Source organism: Agromyces selenitireducens, assembly GCF_052748465.2.
In genome coordinates this window covers 982,694-1,002,272 of the sequence record NZ_CM188259.1, presented here as the reverse complement: position 1 = coordinate 1,002,272, position 19,579 = coordinate 982,694, and the positions used below count along the sequence as shown (strand labels likewise).

The 19,579-nt window shown below is 72.2% G+C and carries 18 protein-coding genes; 6 read left to right on the top strand and 12 right to left on the bottom strand.

Annotated elements, in window-relative coordinates; translation table 11 throughout:
- The first annotated feature begins 11 nt into the window (after positions 1–11).
- A complete protein-coding gene (locus tag ACULK4_RS04755) occupies positions 12–1,409 on the top strand; it encodes a GNAT family N-acetyltransferase (protein ID WP_445965798.1) in 1,398 nt (465 codons plus the stop codon).
- A 12-nt stretch (positions 1,410–1,421) separates the two neighbouring features.
- On the opposite strand, the gene ACULK4_RS04750 is transcribed toward ACULK4_RS04755, so the two are convergent.
- From ACULK4_RS04750 to ACULK4_RS04735, 4 genes are all read right to left on the bottom strand, one after another.
- The gene (locus ACULK4_RS04750) at positions 1,422–2,555 is read right to left on the bottom strand and encodes an AI-2E family transporter (RefSeq protein ID WP_445965799.1); all 1,134 of its coding nucleotides are present in this window, start codon (positions 2,553–2,555) and stop codon (positions 1,422–1,424) included.
- A 69-nt stretch (positions 2,556–2,624) separates the two neighbouring features.
- Entirely contained in the window at positions 2,625–3,872 is a 1,248-nt protein-coding gene (locus ACULK4_RS04745; protein ID WP_445965800.1) for a serine/threonine-protein kinase, read from the bottom strand.
- A gap of 188 nt (positions 3,873–4,060) precedes the next feature.
- Positions 4,061–4,627, bottom strand: coding sequence for a MarR family winged helix-turn-helix transcriptional regulator (locus tag ACULK4_RS04740; RefSeq protein ID WP_445965801.1), 567 nt, complete (start codon positions 4,625–4,627; stop codon positions 4,061–4,063).
- A 63-nt stretch (positions 4,628–4,690) separates the two neighbouring features.
- Positions 4,691–5,347 carry an NUDIX hydrolase gene (locus tag ACULK4_RS04735; protein WP_445965802.1) on the bottom strand — a complete coding sequence of 219 codons (657 nt, stop codon included), beginning with the start codon at positions 5,345–5,347 and terminating at the stop codon, positions 4,691–4,693.
- A gap of 36 nt (positions 5,348–5,383) precedes the next feature.
- On the opposite strand from ACULK4_RS04735, the gene ACULK4_RS04730 reads away from it, so the two are divergent.
- Positions 5,384–6,193 (top strand): MBL fold metallo-hydrolase, encoded by an 810-nt coding sequence (locus ACULK4_RS04730; protein ID WP_445965803.1) that lies wholly within the window; start codon positions 5,384–5,386, stop codon positions 6,191–6,193.
- Positions 6,194–6,241: 48 nt separating this feature from the next.
- Here ACULK4_RS04730 and ACULK4_RS04725 read toward each other — a convergent pair whose 3' ends face one another.
- From ACULK4_RS04725 to ACULK4_RS04710, 4 genes are all read right to left on the bottom strand, one after another.
- A complete protein-coding gene (locus ACULK4_RS04725; RefSeq protein ID WP_445965804.1) occupies positions 6,242–7,054 on the bottom strand; it encodes a TerC family protein in 813 nt (270 codons plus the stop codon).
- 28 nt (positions 7,055–7,082) lie between these two features.
- Positions 7,083–8,633: a lipase maturation factor family protein gene (locus ACULK4_RS04720; RefSeq protein ID WP_445965805.1), complete on the bottom strand. Its 1,551-nt coding sequence runs from the start codon at positions 8,631–8,633 to the stop codon at positions 7,083–7,085.
- 78 nt (positions 8,634–8,711) lie between these two features.
- The gene (locus ACULK4_RS04715) at positions 8,712–9,107 is read right to left on the bottom strand and encodes a hypothetical protein (RefSeq protein ID WP_445965806.1); all 396 of its coding nucleotides are present in this window, start codon (positions 9,105–9,107) and stop codon (positions 8,712–8,714) included.
- Between the two features lie 166 nt (positions 9,108–9,273).
- A complete protein-coding gene (locus tag ACULK4_RS04710) occupies positions 9,274–9,849 on the bottom strand; it encodes an NADPH-dependent F420 reductase (protein ID WP_445965807.1) in 576 nt (191 codons plus the stop codon).
- Positions 9,850–9,949: 100 nt separating this feature from the next.
- Between ACULK4_RS04710 and ACULK4_RS04705 the strand changes: the two genes are divergently transcribed.
- Positions 9,950–10,471: a MarR family winged helix-turn-helix transcriptional regulator gene (locus tag ACULK4_RS04705; RefSeq protein WP_445965808.1), complete on the top strand. Its 522-nt coding sequence runs from the start codon at positions 9,950–9,952 to the stop codon at positions 10,469–10,471.
- 129 nt (positions 10,472–10,600) lie between these two features.
- Positions 10,601–11,812 carry a hypothetical protein gene (locus ACULK4_RS04700; protein WP_445965809.1) on the top strand — a complete coding sequence of 404 codons (1,212 nt, stop codon included), beginning with the start codon at positions 10,601–10,603 and terminating at the stop codon, positions 11,810–11,812.
- A 4-nt stretch (positions 11,813–11,816) separates the two neighbouring features.
- On the opposite strand, the gene ACULK4_RS04695 is transcribed toward ACULK4_RS04700, so the two are convergent.
- Entirely contained in the window at positions 11,817–15,659 is a 3,843-nt protein-coding gene (locus tag ACULK4_RS04695) for an adenylate/guanylate cyclase domain-containing protein (protein WP_445965810.1), read from the bottom strand.
- Positions 15,660–15,936: 277 nt separating this feature from the next.
- Here ACULK4_RS04695 and ACULK4_RS04690 point away from each other — a divergent pair, with 277 nt between their 5' ends.
- Both ACULK4_RS04690 and ACULK4_RS04685 read left to right on the top strand, forming a co-directional pair.
- A complete protein-coding gene (locus tag ACULK4_RS04690) occupies positions 15,937–16,560 on the top strand; it encodes a ClpP family protease (protein WP_445965941.1) in 624 nt (207 codons plus the stop codon).
- Entirely contained in the window at positions 16,557–17,171 is a 615-nt protein-coding gene (locus ACULK4_RS04685) for a ClpP family protease (protein WP_445965811.1), read from the top strand. Before ACULK4_RS04690 ends, ACULK4_RS04685 begins: the two co-directional genes overlap by 4 nt.
- 33 nt (positions 17,172–17,204) lie before the next feature.
- Here the strand turns inward: ACULK4_RS04685 and ACULK4_RS04680 are convergent, their stop codons facing one another.
- The 3 genes from ACULK4_RS04680 to ACULK4_RS04670 all read right to left on the bottom strand — a co-directional run bounded on the left by ACULK4_RS04680 (position 17,205) and on the right by ACULK4_RS04670 (position 19,559).
- A complete protein-coding gene (locus ACULK4_RS04680; protein ID WP_445965812.1) occupies positions 17,205–17,642 on the bottom strand; it encodes a helix-turn-helix domain-containing protein in 438 nt (145 codons plus the stop codon).
- A 92-nt stretch (positions 17,643–17,734) separates the two neighbouring features.
- Positions 17,735–18,490: a hypothetical protein gene (locus ACULK4_RS04675; protein WP_445965813.1), complete on the bottom strand. Its 756-nt coding sequence runs from the start codon at positions 18,488–18,490 to the stop codon at positions 17,735–17,737.
- A gap of 10 nt (positions 18,491–18,500) precedes the next feature.
- Positions 18,501–19,559: a GNAT family N-acetyltransferase gene (locus tag ACULK4_RS04670; RefSeq protein ID WP_445965814.1), complete on the bottom strand. Its 1,059-nt coding sequence runs from the start codon at positions 19,557–19,559 to the stop codon at positions 18,501–18,503.
- Between the last annotated feature and the right edge of the window lie 20 nt (positions 19,560–19,579).

The following is a 19,579-nucleotide window of genomic DNA, read 5'->3' as shown; positions in this document are numbered from 1 at the left end:
AGGCTGGATCGATGGCGTTCGAACCCCGCTCGATCCCGATCGACCCCGACGCGAAGGCGGCCCTCGCGAAGCGCAACCTCGACTACCGCCTCATCGACCCCGGCGATCGAGCCGCGCTCGACGCATGGATCGACGCCGACCACCGCGGGTTCCACCATGCGCGTCCCCGCGACGTCGGCCGCGAGTACGACCGCGCCGTCATGTCCGAGCGCCGCGTGCACGGCGTGTACGACTCGACCATCGCCGAGCCCGCCGTGCCCGTCGCGACCGTCTCGAGCTGGCCGGCCGGGCTCAGCGTCCCCGGCGGTCGCAGCGTCGACGGCTGGGCCGTGAGCTCGGTGACCGTCTCGCCGACGCACCGCCGTCGCGGCATCGCCCGCGCCCTCATGGAGGCGGAGCTCGCGACCGCGAAGCGGGCCGGCGCCGCGGTGGCCATGCTCACCGTCACCGAGGCGACAATCTACGGCCGCTACGGCTACGCCCCGGCCGCGAAGTCCGCCACGGTCGAGGTCGACCGCCGCCGCGCGCACTGGGTCGGACCGGACGCACCCGGGCGCGTGCACTTCGTCGAGCCGGCGAGCCTCCGCAAGCAGGCCCCCGCGATCTCGCGCCGCGCCGTGGCACGCACCCCCGGCGAGATCGACCGCTGGTCGGGGGCGCTCGATCGGATGCTCGGGCTCGTCGATCCCGACTCGGACTCGTCCCGGGCCCTGCGCGCCATCCGCTACGACGACGAACACGGACAGCCGCAGGGCTTCGCGACCTTCCGCGTGACGCGCGAGCCGAACCAGCCCGGGTGGGCCGAGTTCGACGTGCTCGCCGCCGCCACCGACGACGCCGAGCGGGCCCTCTGGCGCGTGCTGGTCGAGCAGGACTTCGTCTCCGGCGTGCGGGGGCTGCTCCGCTCGATCGACGAGCCGCTCGAGTGGATGCTCGAGGACTCGCGCGCGGTGACCGTGCGAGACGTCGCCGACCACCTGTGGGTGCGCATCATCGATCCCGCCGCCGCGCTCGGCGCACGCCGGTACGGCACGCCCGGCGAACTCGTGCTCGACGTCGACGACCCGCTCGGTTACGCAGCCGGGCGATACACCCTCCTGGCGTCGGCCGACGGGAAGGCGGTCGTCCACGTGCCGCGCGACGGCCAGGCGACCGATGCGCCCGCGCCGCAGCGCGTGCGGGCCCGGTCCCGCGCATCCGGCGAGTCCGGCGGGCGCGCCGCGCGGGCGGCCGAGCCCCGATCGCTGAAGCTCGACGTGCGCGACCTCGCCTCGATCTACCTCGGCGGAGTCCGCCCGTCGGTCCTCGCGCGCGCCGGCCGGATCACCGAGGCGTCGAAGGGGGCGATCGAGCTGGCCGACCGGATGTTCGCGTCGGCGCGCACGCCGCACCTCAGCATCTGGTTCTGAGGCGGCATCCGCTCAGGCGGCGTCCTGCCGCGGGAAGACGACCTTCTCGACGACGATGATGAGCGACGCCGCCACGGGGATCGCGACGAGCGCCCCGAGCACGCCGCCGAGCGTGCCGCCCGCGACCGCCGCGATCACGACGAGCGCGCCGGGCACCGACACGGCCCGGCTCATGATGCGCGGGCTCAGCACGTACGCCTCGACCTGCATGTAGACGAGGTAGTAGATCGCCGCGGCGATGCCCGTCTCGGGCGACGCGGTGAGGCTCACGATCGTGATGATGATCGCGCCCGTGAGCGTGCCCACGAGGGGGACCAGCGAACACAGGAACGCGACGAAGGCGAGCAGGATCGGCGCAGGGGCGCCGATGATCGTCAGGAAGATCAGGCTCAGGAAGCCGTTGACCGAGGCGAGGCTGATCTGCCCGATGACGTACCGCCCGACCGAGCCGGTGATCTCCCCCGACACCTCGGTGAACCCGTTGCGCGAGGACGCCGGCACGAATCGCGCCGAGTACCGCTTCATGGAGTCGAGCGAGGCGAGGAAGAACAGCGTGAGGATGAGCACGATCGTCGCGCCCGTGAACCCGCCGAGGATGCCGGCGCCGACGGCGAGGATGCCGCCCGTGAGGCTGCCGATGTTCGTCGGGTCGCCGAAGAAGTCGCCGATCGCCGCGATGCCGTCCTCGACGATCGTCGTGCCGCCCACGAGCCCGCCGATCCACGCGACGAGGTCGCTGTTCGTGACGTCGTCGACGATCTGGTCCCAGTTCTCCACGATCTCGGTCACCTGGGCGACGACGAGCGGGACCGCGGTCGCGATGATGGCGACGAAGAGGCCGATCACCACCACGAACACGAGGAGGATGGAGAGCCACCGCGGCATCCCGCGACGCTGCAGCCAGCTGACCATCGGGTCGAGGCCGAGCGCCAGGAAGAGCGCGAGCGCGATGTAGAGGATGACGGTGCTGAGCTGCGTGAGGATGCCGCCGAGGAACAGCGCCAGGAGCACCCCGAGCGCGCCGACGAAGCCCATCCGGAACGCGCGGACGCGGACCTCGGGGGTACCCGGGGGCGCCTCGGCGGTGAGCTCGGCGTGCACGGGCGCCTCGGGCTGCCGGACCGCGCCGGCGACACGTCTCCACATGCCAGTGAACCTACGCTCGCCAACCCGGCGGGACCGATCGGCGCGCCGCCGTCGGTCCCACGCGACCGGTCAGCCGAGTGCCCCGGTCGCGGCGGCGACGCCGACCACGATCGCGACGAGGAGGCCGATCACGCCGACCGCGAGGCCGCCGATAGCGAGCATCAGGCGCCGGCGGCGCGAGGCTCGGTCGGCGTCCGCGCCGACCCGCGTCCACGACGGCGCTCGGCCCTTGCGCAGGGCGCTCTCGGCGAGCATGATCCGGATGATGTCGCGCATGGTGCTCGCCACGTCGTGCGCCGTGGGGCGCACGGCGGGCTCGTCGGCGGTCATCGCGCCGAGCAGCGCGCGCCACTCGGCGGAGAGGGTCTCGGGCACCTCCGGCGCCCGGTGCAGCCTCGCGAGCGCCGCCTCGATCGGGGTGCCGGTGTACTCGCGCTCGCCCTTCAGCGCCTCGAGCAGCACCAGTCCGAGCGAGTAGATGTCGGTCGCGGGGGTGACCTCCTCGCCGCGCGCCTGCTCGGGCGAGATGTACGCGGCGGTCCCCATGATGGTGCCGTGACCGGTGAGCCGCGTGCCGTCGACAAACTGCGCGACGCCGAAGTCGGCGAGCCGTGTGAGGAGCGTGTACCCGAACGTGGGCACCTCGCTGATGAGGATGTTCTCGGGCTTGATGTCGCGGTGGATGACGCCCTGCCCGTGCACGTAGCTCAGCACGTCGGCGACCTGTGCGCCGACGTCGGCGACCTGGCGCGGCTTCAGCGGGCCGTCGGCGAGCTGGTGCGCGAGCGAGAGTCCCTCGACGAGCTCCATGACGATGTAGCGGCGCTCGACGCCGGCGTGGATGAGCGTGCCGGCGTCGTGAACCGGGACGAGGCCGATGTGCGTGAGTCCGCTCAGCAGGTTGATCTCGCGCTCGCGACGCTGGCGGTCGGCGACGGTCTCCTCGCTCTCGCGGAACAGCTTGATGGCGACATGACGGCCGAGCTCGTTGTCACGGGCGCGGTAGACGTCGGCCATGCCTCCCGAGCCGATGTGCTCGAGGAACTCGTAACGCGGCGCGGCCTGCTCTTCGCCGGCGCCGGCGGGACCCGCCAGCGCGGCGTACTCCTCGGCCGCCGTCGGGATGGGCGTCTGGGTGGGGGACGGCACGTACGGCATGGCGCGCGGGTCGGTCCGCCGGGCGGGGTCCACCTGGAGCGACGGGTCGGTCCGGGACGCGGCATCGCCGCGGGCGGTGGGGTCGGTGCGCACACCGACGCCCTGGATCCCGGACGGTCCCGGGCGGCGCGGCTGGTCCCGTGATGGCGCCTCGCTCATGTACGGCCTCTTCTCTTCGGCCTATGGACCGATTCCACGCCCGATGAGGTCGAGGCGTGTTCCTAGTTTATCTAACTAGTTTTTTGTGGAACGACACTGGAAGAGGAGTCTTCCGAATTCGGATACCGTCGGCAATGTCGCGCCGGAGGGATTGACATCCGCGCTCGGCTGTGTGTGTCGAGAGGGAGTCAGGAGATGGAGCGCGCGGACTCGATCGGCGACACGGTCGCCCTCGGCTCGGGCTCGCGCTCGACCTCGTCGGCGGCATGCTCGGACACGCTGTCGACGGCGTCGCGCATGTTCTCGAGGAAGTACAGCACCGTGCCCGCCTCGGCGGCATCGAGCCCCTCGGCGACCTGGATCATGCGGCGGTGCATGTCGCCGAGCGTCGCACGGACCTCGTCGTCGCTCGAGATGGTCGGCGCGATCACGAGCGCCCGACGGTCGGTCGGGTGCGGGCGACGTTCGACATGCCCGGACCGGACGAGCCGGTCGATCAGCACCGTCGTCGATGCGGAGGAGATGCCGAGGTGCGCCGCCAGGTCCTTCGGGCTCACGGTGCGCCCCTCGCCCTCCCGCTTGAGGAGGAAGCGGATGGCCAGCAGGTCGGTCTCCCCCATCCGCATCGCGGATCGGGTGCGGCGGCGCATGGCGGCCTCAGCGGCGCGGTAGTCGCGCAATGCGTTGAGGACGGCGACACCCCGGCGGGTCCGATCGTCGGAATACCAGTACCCCGAAGATCGCTGGTCAGCCATTCTTCAACCCTACACGACCTCGTTACTAGACAATCTAGGGATCGGCTGGGAGGGCACGACGGCTCAGAACGCCCGCTCGTAGACCCAGGGCAGGCGCTCCATCACGAGACGATGACGCGGCCCCGGTGCGTCCGAGGAGCGGTCGTCGGAGAATGCGATGTCCTCGCGCCAGTACAGGATGCGTCGCCCCTCGCCGAACCGGCCCTCGTACGTCCGCAGGCGGTTCGCGCGATACTCCGACAGCACCGAGTCGACGGATGCCGCACCGAGCAGCCCGTGCAACGTGACCCACGTCGGCGGGAACAGCGTCATCGCACCCGACGCGTGCCGTTCGAGCGCGTGCTCCGCCCGCAGCCACTCGGCCGAGACGAGCTCGTCGGCGGCGAGCGCGAACTCTCCGCTCGGCGCGGGAGCGGCGAAGAACCGGGTGCGCATGCGCTTCGGCACGCCCACGGGCGGGGTCCAGTGCGAGATGCCCACGAGCTCCGACGGGTGCACGGCGAGCCCGACCTCCTCGAGCGTCTCGCGGACGGCGGCACGCCGCGCGGCGGCCTCGGAGTCGATGGGGTCGCCCGCGGCATCCGCCTCGTCGACCGCGCCGCCCGGGAACACCCACGCGCCCGCGAACGACCCGCGGTCGCTCGGCCGCTCGCCGAGCAGCACCTCGACGCCGGCGACGCCGTCTCGCAGCAGCACGACGGTGGCGGCGGAGGCATCCATGCCGGCCAGCCTATCGCCGCGGGTACACTGCCGAACGTGTCCGAGACCGACGATGCTCCCCGCCCGAACGACGCGCGACCCCCGGCCGCGGCGACCCTCGTCCGGGCGCCGAATCCGGGGCCGATGACGCTGGACGGCACGGATTCGTGGGTGCTGCGGGCGCCCGGCGCACGCGGGTCGGTCGTGGTCGACCCGGGTCCGACGGATGCCGCGCACCTGCGCCGGCTCGCCGAGGGCGGGGTCGAGCTGGTGCTCATCACCCACCGTCATCCGGATCACACCGAGGCGGTCGACGCGTTCGCCGAGCTCACCGGCGCGCCCGTCCGTGCGGTCGACCCGGCCTGGTGCCGCGGGGCGGAGCCGCTGGTCGACGGGGAGCGCATCGCCGCGGGCGGCGTCGAGCTCGAGGTGCTCGCGACGCCCGGGCACACGTCGGACTCCGCGTGCTTCGCGCTGCGGGAGCCGGGTCGGGCGGCGCCGATCGCCGTACTCACGGGCGACACCGTGCTCGGCCGCGGCACGACGATCATCGCGCACCCCGACGGCGCTCTCGGCCCGTACCTCGAGGCGCTCGACCGCTTGCGCGAGCTCGGCAGCCGCGGCGAGCCCGTCACCGTCCTGCCCGGCCACGGCCCGGTGCTCGGCGATCTCGCCGCGATCTGCGACGCCTACCTCGCGCATCGCGCCGAACGGCTCGACCAGATCCGCGACGCGCTCGCTCGACTCGGCGACGACGCGTCGGCCGAGGCCGTGACCGACGACGTGTACGGCGACGTCGACGCGGGCGTGCGGTTCGCCGCCGAGGCATCCGTTCGCGCGCAACTGGCCTACCTGCGCGGGCGATGAACGAGGAGCGGATGCCGCGCGGCATCCGCCCCTCGCCGGGCCGTGTCGTCAGTCGACCGGTTGGACCTCCTTGACGGTGCCGGTGTCGTCGACATACTGCTGGTGCAGGTGCACCGGCTCGACGGGCGTCAGCTCGGCCTTCTTGCGCTTGCGCTTGCGCGCCGCGGCGGCGAGGTTCAGCGCCTCGACGAAGATCGCGAACGCCATCGGCATGTAGATCAGCGCCTTGTCGATCTTGAACCCGAAGCCGTCGGCGATCAGGAACACGCCGATGAGCAGCAGGAACGACAGCGCGAGCATCTTCACCGTGGGGTGCTTGTTCACGAACGAGAAGATGTAGCGCGCCGCGAAGAGCATGATGCCGAACGAGAGCACGACGACCGTGATGATGACGATCATGTTCTCGGTCATGCCGACCGCGGTGATGACCGAGTCGAGCGAGAACACGATGTCGAGCACGAGGATCTGCGCGATCACCGCGCCGAACGTGGCGGTGCCGGCGCCGGTCGTGTGCTCCTCGTCGCCCTCGAGCTTGTGGTGGATCTCGGTGACGGCCTTGTAGACGAGGAAGAGGCCGCCGGCGATGAGGATCAGGTCGCGGCCGGAGAAGCCCATGCCGAACAGCTCGAACAGGTCCGTCTTCAGGCTGATGACCCATCCCGCCGCGAACACGAGGCCGACGCGCATGAGCATCGCGAGCGTGAGGCCCAGGTTGCGGGCCTTCGCCTGCTGCTCGACGGGCAGCTTGGCCGCGAGGATCGAGATGAAGATGACGTTGTCGACGCCGAGCACGACCTCGAGCACGAACAGGGTGAGGAACACGGCCAACAGGTCGGGCGTGAACTCGAGTGAGAAGTCCATGGCGGACATTCTCGCCCACGCGGGGCCGTCACCGCGTATCGGTGCGCCCGAGCATGATCGGTGGTATGGCCGTGTCGAGCGGATGCCGCATCCACACCTGCCCGGTCCGGCGGTGCTCCTCGCGCGTGGCGAACGTGTACAGCTCGGTGCGGGCGCGCACGGACCGCGGTGGTTCGCCGTGGAAGGGATCGCGGGCGAGCAGCCGCAGCGTCGCGGCATCCGCTTCGAGCAGCCGCTCGAGGAACCGCAGGAACCACTCCTCGTGGATGCGTCCGAGCGGAAGGAACCACATGAGCCAGTCGAGCCGCAGGTGGTACGGCGCGTACTGCCGCGGGATGCGCCGGGCGTCGCCGGGCTTGCCCTTGAAGCCGTACTCGCGCCACTCGGCGCCGCGGTCGCGCGGGTCGTCGAGCGTGCCCTCGACGATCACCTCGACGCGCTCCTTCGTGACCGTGCCGAACGCGCCGTAGGCGTTGACGAGCATGAACCGGTCGAACGACGCGTTCATGAGCTGCCGCTTCGAGAACAGGTTCATGAGCGGATGCCGGCTGAGCCAGAGGATGAGCGCCGCGACGACGAGCACGATCGCGATCCACCACGGCGGGCTCGTGGCATCCGCCGGCGTCTGGATCGCGTCGAGCGGCAGCCACGGGAGCAGCCACTGGACCGCCGAGTCACCGACCGCACCGAACGCGAGCACGATCGTGATCCAGTTCAGCCACGCGAAGTTGCCGGTGATCACCAGCCAGAGCTGCGTCGCGATGATGATCGCGGCCGCGATCGTGCGCACCGGCTGCGGCGCGAAGAGCAGGAACGGCACGACGAGCTGGGCGACGTGGTTGCCGACGACTTCGGCGCGGTGGAACCACTTCGGCAGCAGGTGCGCCTGCCGGCTGAGCGGGCCGGGCATGGGCTGGGTCTCGTGGTGGTAGTACAGCGCGGTGAGGTCGCGCCACTCGCGCCCGCCGCGGATCTTGATCATGCCCGCGCCGAACTCGAGCCGGAAGACGAGCCACCACACGAGCACGAGGGTCGGCAGCGGCGGCGGCACCTGGCGCGAGCCGAGGAACGCGACGAGGAACCCGGCCTCGCACAGCAGCATCTCCCACCCGAAGCCGTAGAACGTCTGCCCGACGCTCACGATCGACAGGTACAGCGCCCAGAGCGCGAGGAACACGAGCATCGGCACCCACGGCGGCCCCAGCTGGGGCAGGCCGACGACGACGGATGCCGCGAGCGCGATGCCCGTCGCGCAGACTCCGACGAGCTTCACGTCGGTGTAGCCCCAGCGGCGGAAGACCGTCGGGCCGAGGTACCCGCGCCGGCGGGTGCGGCGGAGCGCGCCGACCTTCACGCCGGCGCGCGCCTCGCGCTCGCGGGCGCGTCGCTCGGCGGCCTCGACCGCGTCGAGCAGCTCGGGAACCGGGAGCAGGCCGCGATCCCCGAGGAGCGGACGGAACTGGTTCAGTGACGAGAGGAATGCGACGAGGAAGAGCGCCGCGATGCCGCGCTGGAGCACCTCGCGCGCGAGATCCGCGTCGCGAGCGTCGAACCACGAGAACCAGGCGCCCCAGTCCACGGCGTCAGGCTAGTCGCGTGACGAGGGTGGGCGCGGGCCGTTGGGCCCGCGCCCGCGGGCGCCGTCCGTCTCCGCGGCTCAGGCCGGCGGATTCTCGGGGTCGACCGTCTCGATCGTCTCCTGCTCGACGGCGTTGTCGGCCTCGAGGTCGTTGGCGTCGTCATCCGGATCGGTGTCGCGGTCGCGGTCGCGGGGCGTGGGCTCGGGGCCCGTATCGCCCACGCCGCCCGCGGCGGTCTGCTTCGCGTCCTGCGCCTCGCGCTGGGCCGTGTCGGGGTCGAGCATCGCGTCGCCGTGGCTGCCGCCGCTCGCGCCGCCGCCCATCGTTCCGCCCGAGTCGATCATGCTTCCTCCACCCATCGTCGGCCTGCTAATCGTGTTGATGGTCCCCGTCAGGTCCGGGGTCCTCTCGTTGAGGTCCCCCGCGGGACCCAGTCGGTCCTGGTCCTCCCAGGGGTTGAGCGGGTCGCTCATCTGCGTGTGCCTCCTCCGTCGGACTCCGGCAGCCGCGTCATGGGATGCCGCCGTCCGTATGCCTCCACGTTCCTCCGCGGTGCAGGGCGCGTCAACGGGTTGACCCCGCACGCCGGAGCGCCCCGGGCCGGGCGGCTCGGGGCGCTTCGGTGGCGTTCGGTACGACTCAGGCGACGAGCGCGACGCCGGCGTTCCAGCCGACCTTCTCCTGGACGGCGAGGGTGAGCTGGAGGAAGCCGACCGACTCGAGCTCGCGGGCACGCGCGAGCCTGCCGGCGTCGACGGCGTTCAGGCCCCCGGCGCGCACGACGTCGATGAGCGCCTGCTTGGCGAGGTCGTCGTCACCGGCGACGAGCACGGTCGTCGGGTGTGCGCCGCCGACGGTCTTCGCGGCGAGGGTCGCGGCGAAGTTGGTGTTGAACGCCTTGAGCACGCGCGACTCGGGAAGCTTCGCGGCGAGTTCGGCGGCGGCCGAGGCGTCGGCGGGCACGACGAGCGAGTCGAACGTCGCGAAGTCCAGCGGGTTGGTGATGTCGACGACGACCTTGCCCGCGAGCTGCTCGCGGCGAGTCTCGACAATCTCGGCGACCGAGGGGTACGGCACCGCCAGGATCACGATGTCTCCGGTGACCTGCTCCGACGCGTCGCGACCGGCGTACTCGACGGTGTTGCCGCCCGCCGCCACGATGCCGCCGATGGCGGTGCCCATGTTGCCGTTTCCGATGATGCTGACCGTCGTCATGTCGTCCTCTCCGCGTCGTTCGACGCGATTACTTGTCTTGACAACCAACACGGTACGGCATTTCAGTTGTCGCGTCAACCATGTGTGCGAGAATGGAGGCATGACGGATGACACCCGCTGGCTCGACACCGAGGAATCGGCCGCCTGGGTGCGCCTCGTCGCACTCACGGAGCTCCTGCCGGGCGTGCTCGACCAACAGCTGCTGAACGACGTGCAGCTCACGCACTTCGAGTACGGGACGCTCATGGCGCTCGCCGCAGCCCCTGAGCGCACCATGCGCATGACCGCGCTCGCCTCGCGCACCAACGCGACGCTCCCCCGCCTCTCGCACGTGGCCCGCCGCCTCGAGGACCGCGGGCTCATCCGGCGGTTCCCCTGCCCGGAGGACCGGCGCGCGACCAACGCCACGATCACCGACGCGGGAATGCAGCTCATCGACGACGCCGCCCCCGGACACGTCGAGACCGTGCGCCGGTACGTGCTCGACGCGCTCTCGCCCGATCAGCTCCGGCAGCTCTACGAGATCGCCGGCGCAATGCTCTCCCGGCTCGACCCCGACGCGCGCCTCACCGCGACGGCGTGCCAGTTCAGCGAGGGCCCCGCGATCGCCCGCGCCGGCTGAGCCGAAGGCGCCACCCCCCTATGTGGGTCGTGGCCGCGAGCCGGCGTCGCTAGCATGAGCCCATTCGTGACCTGCGGGCCGGCATCCAGCCTGCCCGGATCACCGGTACTCCTGGAGGCCAGGATGAACGTGGCTCGATCCCTCGGAACATTCGCGGCGGTCTCCGCCGCACTTATGATCGGCGTCGGCGCGACCGCGTTGAGCGCCACCGGGTCGGGTGACGAGACGCTTCGGTTGCATCTCGGCAGCGACGGAAACCAGTTCGTCTACAGCAACGCGGGTGATCCCGTCACGCAGGCGATCGAAGCACAGAAGAACTGCCGGATCACGGTCGACGGCCCGCTGGCGGGCATCGACGGCAACAACCAGGGACCCGGCCTGAAGGACGGCTCCATCGGCATCAAGACCGGTGGCTCCACGGGCGTGCCGTGCGCCCGGGTGGACGGCACCGAGGAGTTGACCGTCAGCCTCGACGGCGTACCGGACGCGGTTCGGGCGAGCCTCGACCTCGAGTTCAAGGGCGGCGCCGCGGTGGACATCATCGTGTCGCGCGGCGGCACAGAGGTCGACGCCTTCCAGGTCCGCACCGGCGGCAGCATCGTCCCCGGCGAGGGCGTCGACGGAAGTTCGGGGTCGCCCTACACCGCGACCGCCACCGCGGCCGAGCCGGTCGTCAACTGTCGCAACGCCTCGGACTCCGGACCGGATTCCGGACCGAACGACAACTGCTATGTCACCATCGAGCCTGACGCCTCGTTCGACGCGGTCACCTTCCGGCCGCTGAGCGGCGAGGTCTCGCTCGAGGGCAGCGGGGACTTCGGAAACGACGCCGCCTTCGACACGATCTTCTTCCTCGAGGGCTACAGCGGCGAACTCGGCTGCACCGAGGCCAACCGCACCGCGACGATCGAGCAGGGCTCCGTCTACGGCAGCATCACGCGCCTCGAGAACCCGGACGGCTCCGACTGCGTGCTGAAGCCGTACACGCTCACGGTCGACGTCGAAGCCGAGACCCTCAGCTTCGTGCCGGTCGACATCGATCCGCCGCAGCTGGCGGCCTACCAGGCGACGGTGGCGTTCGCCCCGCAGAGCTCGTCCAACCCGTTCACGAGCCAGCTCGAGTACGACCAGGACGACGACGGTCCGCTGGGCTTCGAGTTCATGCCCTGGTGCGCCGGTGACCCGTTCGCGACTCCGGATGTGCCCGGCTCGATCGACACCTCGGTGATCCCGGCCGGCGACACCTGGTGCATCGTCTCGGAGGGCACGACGATCGCGTCGGCGACGGAGACGCGGACCACGTGGAACATCGTCGGGATCGGGGACCCGAAGCTGCGCTGACCGGTCACTCCTCCGCGGGGCTCGGCGTGAGATTCGCCACCGCGACATCCACCACGCCGAGCGCCCGCAGGAGGTCCTCCGCCTCGGCGAGCAGCCGCCGCCGAGAGACCGGCTCCTCCGTGAGCTCCGCCTCGACCAGGCGCAGTTGCGCCACCTCGAAGACCAGGCCCTGCTCCTGCGCCTGGGCCAGCCCGGACGTGACGACGGCACGAGCCTCGTCGGCGCGGCCCAGCGCCGCGAGCGCGCGCGCCCTCGTCCGGGCGATGGAGCTTGCAAAGAGCTCCGCCTCGCCCCCCGAACCCTGTTCCGTCTCGACCAGCCGGTCGAGCGCCTCCAGAGGCCTGCCCCCGGCGACGAGCGCGCCTGCGATGAGGATCGCCGCCTCGATCGCCGACTGCACCTGACCGGTCCGGGCCGCCTCGGCATGCAGCGCGACCATGGAATCCATGGCCCCGTCGTCGTCGCGGAACAGCCGGAGCCGCGCCAACTGGATCTCCGCGAAGATCGCCGCGTCCACGAGACCGTGTGCGCGCAGCACGCGCACCGAGGGAACGAGGACCTCCTCCGCCTCGTCCAGCCGCCCCTGGCTGACCAGCACCTCGCCGATGTTGGCGCCGCAGGTCGCCGCCTCCGCCTCGTTCCCTGCGCGGACGAAAGCGTCCCGGGCGCGGGCGTAGAAGCTGACCGCATCCGCCCAGTCGCCCTCCCAGTAGGCCTGCGCCCCGAGGTTGTTCGTCACGATCGCCGTGCCGGGCAGGTTTCCGAGCTCTTCGTAGATGGCGAGGGCGCGCGCACCGTAGACGGCCTTCGCGGACTGGCCCAGCATCATGTACGCCGCGTCGAGCACCTGGTACGACCGCGCGAGCGCCTCCCGCTGACCGGATGCCTCCGCCTCGGCCATGGCCTGCTGGGCGAGGCGGAGCGCCGCGCGGGGGTGCTCCTGCAACTGCCGGATCTGGGCGTTGAGGGCGTTGAGTCGTGCGGTCGCGCCGAGTGCCTGCGTGCTCCCGACATCCGACACGAGGCTCCGCCCGATCGACAGCTCCCGGTAGGCCGTGGAATACGCCCCGGTGCGGGCCCGGGCCCGGGCCCGCTTGAGCAGGATGTCCGCGGACCGGATGGGGTCGTCCCGGACCAGGCGGGTTGCCTGCCGGAACGCAGCGACGGACTCCTCGAAGAGGCCGGCCTGTTCGAGCACGTCGCCGAGCGACTCGGAGACGTCCGCGACCGCGGTGGGAGGCAGGTCGGGGACGTTGCGTGAAGCCACCAGGGCGCGCCGGTAGAAGGTCGCCGCCTCGAGGTTGGCGTAGATCTCCTTGGCGTGCGCTCCGGCCTCCCTCGAGGACGCCCACGCCTCCGGCCACCGATGCGCCTCCGAATAGTGGACGGAGAGGAGCTCCGCACGGCCCACGGTGCGATCGGGGGACGCCGCGGAGATCGCGTCGCCCACCTGCGCGTGCAGCTCGCGACGGGTCTTGAAGGGAAGGCCGCGATAGGCGACGTCGCGGATCAGGCTGTGCTGGAACCGGACCCAGCCGCTCGAGTCGACGGAGACGAAGCCGCTGAGCCGCCGCAACATCTTCAGCCTCCAGCCGGGGTCGTCGGCGACGCTGCCCAGGACGGCCGGGATGTGCTCGGGCCGGAATCCCGCCCCCAGCACGGCGAGCCGGCGGAGGAGGTTCCGGTCGCCCGGCGGCAGGCGGTCGATGCGGGCCGCGATGAGGCCCTCGACGGACTGCGGGAGGTAGTCGACCGCCGCACCGCCGCGCAGGGCGTGCAGCAGTTCCAGCAGGAACAGCGGGCTGCCCTCCGCCCGCTCGGCGAGCGTGTCGACCTCGCTGGAGACCAACGGGTTGTCTGCGGTGGCGCCCAGGATGAGCTCCCTGGCGTGATCGAGGTCGAGCGGCGACAGCTCGATGCGCGTCACCGCGGGGCCGTCGGCGGCGATGAAGCCCGCGTCACTCGGTTGGCGACTGACGATGATCAGCCACGGCAGGTCCTCGATGCCGGAGATGAGGGCGGCCAGCAGGTCGCGCGACGCCTCGTCCATCCACTGTCCGCCCTCGATGAGGAACAGGGTCGGCTGGTCGCACGCCGCCTGGAGCAGCTTCGCCACGGCCGAGCGCGTGCGCGGTGGCCGGAACTGGTCGTCGAGCTGGGCCACCTCGGGCGACTCGGGCAGCGCGAGCCCGAGCGGCGTGCCGATCAGGGCGAGCCAGGGCTCGAGGTCGGGCGCCCGTGTGCGGACCAGTTCGGTGAGTGCGGCCTCGGTCGCCTCGGGATCCGGATCGTCCAGCCCCCACGCCGTGCGCAGGAGCGTTCGGAACGGGAAGTACGGCGTCGCGGTCTGGTAGAGCCGGCACTCCGCCGCGACCACGCGCTCGGGCTGCTCCGTGGCGAGCAGCTCGTCGAGGAGTCGTGACTTGCCCAGTCCGACCCCGGCCACGAGGTCCACGACGCCGCCTCGACCGGCCCGGGCGTCGGCCCACGCGCGCGTGAGGATCGACAGTTCCTCGTCCCGGCCGATCAGGGGCGTGGTGGAGACCTGCTCCGGGGCGCGGCTGCCTCCGGGCTCGCCCACCGAGAAGGCGTGGACCGGCTGCTGCTTGCCCTTCACGAGGAACGGCTCCAGTGCGGAGACCTGGAACGTCGTCCGCGATCCGTCCAGCACGTCCCGGGTGGCGAACACCTCGCCCGGCGGAGCCTTGTCCATCACGCGGGCGGCGAGGTTCACCGCGTCGCCCATGATCGTGTACGTCCGCCGATAGCCGGGACCGACCGCACCCGTGAACACGTGGCCGGAGTTGATGCCGATCCGGAGCGGAACGTCGCGTGGTGCGTCGGCCCGGATGTCGCGGGCCGCAAGCAGCATCTGCTCCTCGTTGTTGCCGGCGGTGTCCGGTACGCCGGCGGTGAGGATGATCTTCCCTCCGTCCGGCGCGATGTCGGTGGCCAGGAAGGTGACGCCGTGGGCCTCCGCATGCCGCTGGACGGCTGCGACCAGCTCGTCGAGGGCCGAGGCGGCCCGCGCCGGGTCGTCCTCGACCAGCCGGTCGAAGCCGACGTAGTGGAGGAACGCGATCGCGGCCGGCCGGTGCTCGGGATCGATGGTTCCGTCGAGCAGGGTTCGCCGCAGTCCGACGGGGATGAACTGCTGGAGGTCGACATCCGGAGTCCGGGCGGGGCGGAAGCCGGACTGCTCGACGTGCGGAGCCCGGCTCAGCAGCCGGCCGGGACCGTGCACCGCGCCGACGCCGGACCGCGGCAGCAGCCGCGCCGTCGCCGCGGAGAGCAGGATCTGCCCGGCCGAGGCCGCGGCCTCCATCTCCACGGTGCGCGTGGCCGCCGGGCCGGCGACGATCAGTTCGCGATGCGATCGACCCACGAGGAAGAAGTCGAAGGTGCCGCTGTGGACCCCGACGGACATCCGCAGGCTGACCGTACCGGCGGACGTCCTGAAGCCGTCGATCCGGCGAAGCTCGGTCCGCATCGCGTGGGAGGCGGCGGCCGCCCGCAGGTGGTGGTCCTCGCCGGTGAACAGCAGGAGCTGGGCGTCACCGCCGAACTTCAGCAGGTTGGCACCGAACGCGTACGCTGCCGGGAGCAGACGGCCGAAGGTGCCGTCGATCACCTCCGTGACCTCCTCGGCGCCGACGTTGCCGTACCGCGCCAGCCGCTCGGACATCCGCGTGAAGCCGGAGATGTCGACCAGGGCCATGCTGCCCTCGACCTGCCGATGCAGGCGATCGGGCGTCTCCTCGTCCCAGTAGCGCACCAGTCGGGGCAGGTAGGGCTGGAGCAGTTCAATCCCGTCGACGGGAGCCAGGGCGCCGGCGGTGGTCATCATGCCGCCATGGAGAGGCGGACCGGTGGGTGAGACCGGCCGCCGCCGATGCCGTGGAAGTCGAGGAACACGATGCCTCCCTGGGTGGGGGACCTCCCGTTGCAGCCAATCTAACCCACACGGCCCGGGACACCGCGTGATACCCGGCCGCGCGCCCCCGAGCCCCGGCGACGACCCGCGGCCCCACCGCATGGTCCGCACCGAGCAGGCGCTGCCGACGGCAGATCTGCCGTCGGCGGCATCCGTCCCGTGGCATCCGCTCGCGGCGCAGGCTGGGACCATGAGCGATCGAGAGACCCCACCCGTCCAGCCCATCGACGTCGAACTGACCCGGCGGCTCTACCACGAGCGGATCATCGTGCTCGGCGACGAGCTCGACCAGTCCGGCGGCAACCGCATCTGCGCGCAGCTCGTCGCGCTCGCCGCCGACGACCCGCGCCGCGACATCCGCTTCTGGATCAACTCGCCCGGCGGGTCGGTGCCCGCCATGCTGGCGATCCACGACGTCATGCGCGCCATCCCGAACGACGTCGCGACGATCGCCGTCGGCATGGCCGCGAGCGCCGGGCAGTTCCTGCTCACCGCGGGCACGAAGGGCAAGCGCGCGGCGCTGCCGCACTCGCGGATCCTGCTGCACCAGGGCTCGGCCGGCATCGGCGGCACCGCAGTGGACGTGGAACTGCAGGCCGACGACCTGCGGTACACGCGCGACACCGTGCTGGGGCTCATCGCACGCTACACGGGCCAGTCCGTCGAGCGCGTGCGCGAGGATTCGCTCCGCGACCGCTGGTACACGGCGGACGCGGCCGTCGACTACGGCTTCATCGACCACGTGACCGAGCGGTTCGACGAGCTGTTCCCCCTCGAGCCGCGCGCCGTCGCCGGCCTGGGGGTGTCCGCATGACGTCCTACACGATCCCCTACGTCGTCGAGAAGCGAGGCGGCGTCGAGCGCTCGCTCGACGTCTACAGCCGCCTGCTCTCGGAGCGCATCGTCTACCTCGGCACCGAGATCGACGACGGCGTGGCGAACGTGCTCATCGCGCAGTTCCTCCACCTCGCGTCGGACTCGAGCGAGACGCCGATCAGCCTCTACGTGAACTCCCCGGGCGGCTCGCCGAGCGCGGCGCTCGCGGTGTACGACACCATGCAGCACATCCGACCGGATGTCGCGACGACGTGCGTCGGCCGGGCGGGCGGCCCCGCGGCGGTGCTCCTCGCGGGCGGCGCGCGCGGACAGCGGTCGATGCTGCCGCACAGCACCGTCACGCTGCACCAGCCGTCGACGCAGGGACGCGGCACCGTGCCCGACCTGATCCTGCACGCCGACGAGGTGCTGCGCGTGCGCGCCGAGCTCGAAGCGGCGCTCGCGGCCGACACGGGCCGGTCGGTCGAGGCGATCCGGGCCGACACCGACCGCGACCTGATCCTGCCCGCGCACGCTGCCGTCGACTACGGCCTCGCCGACCACGTCCTCGCGGCGCACTCGGCCATCCCGATCCGCGCCGGACGCTAGACCCGCCGTCTCGCCGGCACGCCGCCCGGGCGGTCAGGCGGCGAGGAGGAAGACGTCGGAGAAGGACGGGGCGTCCGTCGGCGCGCTCGGCGGCAGCGGCTCACGCCGCTCGTGCGCGATCCCGTCGTGCACGATCCGCTCGGCGAGCACCCGTTCGCGCTCGAGCCGGTCGGGGACCACCCGTCCGGGAACGACGGCGCCCAGGCGCCCGGCGACGCGGCCGACGACGTCGGCGAGCTCGAGCCCGAGCGCCCCGGCGACCGCGCCGAGCACCTCCGACGACGCCTCCTTCCGGCCGCGCTCCACCTCGGAGAGGTACTGCGGAGACACTCCGGCGGCCTGCGCGACCTCCGTGAGGATCCGCTCCTGATCGAGGCGCTCGCCGCGGAGCACCTCGCCGAGCACGTGCCGCCAGAGCGGCCTGCCGGAACGCGGACGGTCCGCCTGCGGGAACTCGATCAACCTGCCCATATCGGGAGGCTACGCAGGGGAGCGCTCAGTCGACAGGGCGATCCGCTCACAGCAGAACGCGCGTCGCTCGCCACGGCTCCGGCGGGCGCGGATCAGAGCAGCCACGGGTCGATGCCGAGGTCGTCCGCCCGCGGCGGGTCCGCGATCGCCGGCGGCGGTGGCATCCGCTTGCGCGCGGCGGCCACCGCCCGCCCCGGCACGACGCCTGCGGCCCCGACCGCGCCGGCGCGCAGGCGTACGAGGTCGCGGGTGCGGGGCCCGGTGAGGATGTCGCGCGGCAGCGCCCCCGCCGCGATGATCCACCGCGGCAGGCCGAGCAGTCCGAGCACGCGCGCGAGCCGCTCCGACTCGTACACGCTGTCGGGGTCGAGCTCCTCGCCGAGCACGTCGGCGAGCTCCTCTGCGGCATCCGCTCGCCCGACCGCCTCGGCGAACGCACCGGCGTGCTCGACGCCGTACGGCTCGGCGAGCACCTCCTCCTCGGCGCCCCGCTCGCGCGACGGGTCGCTCGAGTAGCGCCCGAGCTCCTCCGCGCCGCGCCAGGCTGCGAGCACCAGCTGCCGGTCGAGCACGACGCGGGCGACGACGACCACGGTGTCGAGCGCCGCGGCGAGCGCGGCCCCGACCTCGAGCACCCCGCTGCGGTCGGTCGCAACGGTGCCGTCGCCCGGGTCGCCGAGGGCGACGACCCAGCCCGCTTCCGGCGGCGCGATCCATCCGGTGAGGCGGATGCCGCGGAGCGCCTCGACCACGCGCGCGGCGTCGTCGGCCCGCGTGATGACGGCGCCGTAGGTCTCGCCGATGGGGCCGCCGCCCTCTGGCGTGCTGCCCGGGATCGCATAGGTCACGGCATCCTCCTCAGTAGTGGAGCACGTGGCTCGAGTGGCGGTGGGCGACCTCGTATCCGAGCCCGGCGTAGAGCGCGAGGGCCCCGGTCGGGTTCTCGGCGTCGACGTCGAGCGTCGAGCGGTCGAGACCGGCGGATCCGGCCGCCTCGAGGTGACGTGCGAGCAGCACCTTCGCGAGGCCCCGCCCGCGGTGCTCGCGCACGACGCCGACCAGCCGCACGTACGACGACGTGAACCCCTGGCCCGGCCAGTCCTCCTCGTTGCGCAGCGCGATCGCGAACGCGACGACGCGCACGCCCTCGCCCGTGCCGGCGTCGGGCGCGGTCGCGAGGAACGACAGGTCGGCTGCGAACCAGCTGCCCGCCGCCATCGTCCGCCAGCTCTCGGCGTCGGTCGACTGGCTTCCCCAGTGGTCCGCGAATGCGGCGTTCCGGGCGTGCCTCGCCGACTCCGACCACTCCGCCGACCACGGGACGACGCGCACGCCCGGGGGCGCTTCGATGTGCGGGACCGCCGCGCCCAGGTCGCGTTGCAGGGTGGAGAAGTGGCGCGCGACCTGCAGGCCCCGGGACTCGAGGAGCGCCGCGGCATCCGTCACCCCGTCTTCGACGTAGGCCATGATCCAGCCCGGCAGCCGCTCGCCGCTCTCGGCGAGCTGTTCGCGCGCCCGTGCGAGCTGCCAGTCGAGCAGCAGGCGGCCGACGCCGCGACCTCGAGCCGACGGCCGGACGGCACCGGCGACGATCGACCGCACCATGGTCTCCCTGCCCGGCGGGCAGATCGCGGTGCCGTGCGCGATCACGCGACCGTCGCGGTCGATGGCGGTGAGCGTGTCGCGGGCGGGGTCGATGTGCGGAAGCTCGAAGAGCTCGGCGATCTCGTCGCGGCTCTCCGTCCAGTGCGGGTGGTCCTCTCGCGCGACGTCGGCGAAGTACTCCAGCAGCGCGTCGACGTCGGCCGGCGTCGCGGGCCGCCAGGACGCGACGTCGGGGTGCGCGGGCAGGGTGGGCGCTGCGACCGGTCCGATCCGCTCGGCGAGCGTCGGCGACAGCGGGCTGGCGTCGGGCATGCCCCGATCGTGGCACGGAT